This is a genomic window from Sulfitobacter sp. F26169L (assembly GCF_026410285.1).
Taxonomy (GTDB): Bacteria; Pseudomonadota; Alphaproteobacteria; order Rhodobacterales; family Rhodobacteraceae; genus Sulfitobacter.
This window is the reverse complement of sequence record NZ_JAPMLP010000002.1, coordinates 1-2500: the sequence shown is the minus strand read 5'-3', so window position 1 is coordinate 2500 and position 2500 is coordinate 1. Positions and strand designations below refer to the sequence as shown.

General features: G+C 52.6%; 2 rRNA genes (1 of these 2 cut by a window edge). Both read left to right on the top strand.

Annotated elements, in window-relative coordinates:
• Nucleotides 1–1939, top strand: a 23S ribosomal RNA gene (locus tag OS189_RS04355); it begins 898 nt to the left of the window's first position.
• 121 nt (nucleotides 1940–2060) lie between these two features.
• Nucleotides 2061–2175: ribosomal RNA gene (gene rrf / locus OS189_RS04350) — 5S ribosomal RNA — on the top strand.
• Nucleotides 2176–2500 lie beyond the last annotated feature (325 nt).

The window sequence follows — 2500 nt, the reverse complement described above, 5'->3', positions numbered from 1 at the left end:
ATGGGTAATGGGGACTCACCGTCTTACTGATCCTAACCAAACTCCGAATACCGAGGAGTACTAGTCGGCAGACACACGGCGAATGCTAACGTCCGTCGTGAAGAGGGAAACAACCCTGACCTACAGCTAAGGCCCCTAATTCATGGCTAAGTGGGAAAGCAGGTGGGACGACCAAAACAACCAGGAGGTTGGCTTAGAAGCAGCCATCCTTTAAAGATAGCGTAACAGCTCACTGGTCTAAACAAGTTGTCCTGCGGCGAAGATGTAACGGGGCTCAAGCCATGAGCCGAAGCTTAGGATGCATTTATTGCATGGTAGCAGAGCGTAGTGTGACATAGTTCCATGTGTCTTTACTCACCTTCGGGTGAGGTTGGACACAAGGAGCTTTCTGTGAAGCCGGCGCGTGAGCGATCCGGTGGAGAGATCACTAGTGAGAATGATGACATGAGTAGCGACAAAGAGTGTGAGAGACACTCTCGCCGAAAATCCAAGGGTTCCTGCTTAAAGCTAATCTGAGCAGGGTAAGCCGACCCCTAAGGCGAGGCCGAAAGGCGTAGTCGATGGGAACCAGGTTAATATTCCTGGGCCAGATGGAAGTGACGGATCACAGAGGTAGTTCATCCTTATCGGATTGAATGGGCTGCTGAGTGGTTCCTGGAAATAGCTCCATCGCTAGATCGTACCCTAAACCGACACAGGTGGATAGGTAGAGAATACCAAGGCGCTTGAGAGAACTATGTTGAAGGAACTCGGCAAAATACCTCCGTAAGTTCGCGAGAAGGAGGCCCGGTTTCTACGCAAGTGGGAGCTGGGGGCACAAACCAGGGGGTGGCGACTGTTTATTAAAAACACAGGGCTCTGCGAAGTCGTAAGACGACGTATAGGGTCTGACGCCTGCCCGGTGCCTGAAGGTTAAAAGGAGGGGTGAGAGCTCTGAATTGAAGCCCAGGTAAACGGCGGCCGTAACTATAACGGTCCTAAGGTAGCGAAATTCCTTGTCGGGTAAGTTCCGACCTGCACGAATGGCGTAACGACTTCCCCGCTGTCTCCAACATAGACTCAGCGAAATTGAATTACCGGTCAAGATGCCGGTTACCCGCGGTTAGACGGAAAGACCCCGTGCACCTTTACTACAACTTCACACTGGCATTAGGCCGAACATGTGCAGGATAGGTGGTGGGCTTTGAAGCGTGAACGCCAGTTTGCGTGGAGCCTCCCTTGAGATACCACCCTTGTTCTGCTTGATGTCTAACCGCGGTCCGTTATCCGGATCCGGGACCCTGTGTGGTGGGTAGTTTGACTGGGGCGGTCGCCTCCTAAATCGTAACGGAGGCGCGCGAAGGTTGGCTCAGACCGGTCGGAAATCGGTCGTTGAGTGCAATGGCAGAAGCCAGCCTGACTGCGAGACTGACAAGTCGAGCAGAGACGAAAGTCGGTCATAGTGATCCGGTGGTCCCGAGTGGAAGGGCCATCGCTCAACGGATAAAAGGTACGCCGGGGATAACAGGCTGATACTGCCCAAGAGTCCATATCGACGGCAGTGTTTGGCACCTCGATGTCGGCTCATCTCATCCTGGGGCTGGAGCAGGTCCCAAGGGTACGGCTGTTCGCCGTTTAAAGAGGTACGTGAGCTGGGTTTAGAACGTCGTGAGACAGTTCGGTCCCTATCTTCCGTGGGTGTAGGATACTTGAGAGGAGTTGCCCCTAGTACGAGAGGACCGGGGTGAACGATCCACTGGTGGATCTGTTGTGGCGCCAGCCGCAGTGCAGAGTAGCTATGATCGGACAGGATAACCGCTGAAGGCATCTAAGCGGGAAGCCCCCCTCAAAACAAGGTATCCCTGAGAGCCGAGGTAGACTACCTCGTCGATAGGCCAGAGATGTAAGCGTAGTAATACGTTCAGTTGACTGGTACTAATGGCTCGATAGGCTTGATTTGATCCAGTAACAGAGTGACTTAACTCCGTAACTGCGTCGCGAGACCTCCATAAGAGGCTCGTTATCAAAAGCATACACACACAATCAGCGTACTGGCTTGGACATTTGGAAAGTTTTTTTGGTTTGGTGATCATAGCGTAAGCAAAACACCCGGTCCCATCCCGAACCCGGCAGTTAAGTGCTACTGCGCCGATGGTACTGCGTCTTAAGGCGTGGGAGAGTAGGTCATCGCCAAACCTAATAAGCTTTCCAAATTATGTATCTCTCTACGATGACTACACAAAACGACGCCAGCTGAAAAGCTGGCGTCGTTTTGTCGTCTGGCATCCAAAAAAAACCGCCGTAATCTGGCGCTCCCAATCGTGAGCACGTGGCGACTTCCCCCTTAAAATATCCAATGTTTTGAACTCTCCCGCCCTCCTCCGTAGCGATGGACCAGGCTGGCCAATAGCTGCCTACGCGTGACGCAATCAGCGTGTCAGAAACGCGACCACCCTCAAGTACCGCTCTAAATATAGCCACAAAATGGTCAGCGCGATTAACATGAAACCAATTGAGGTGG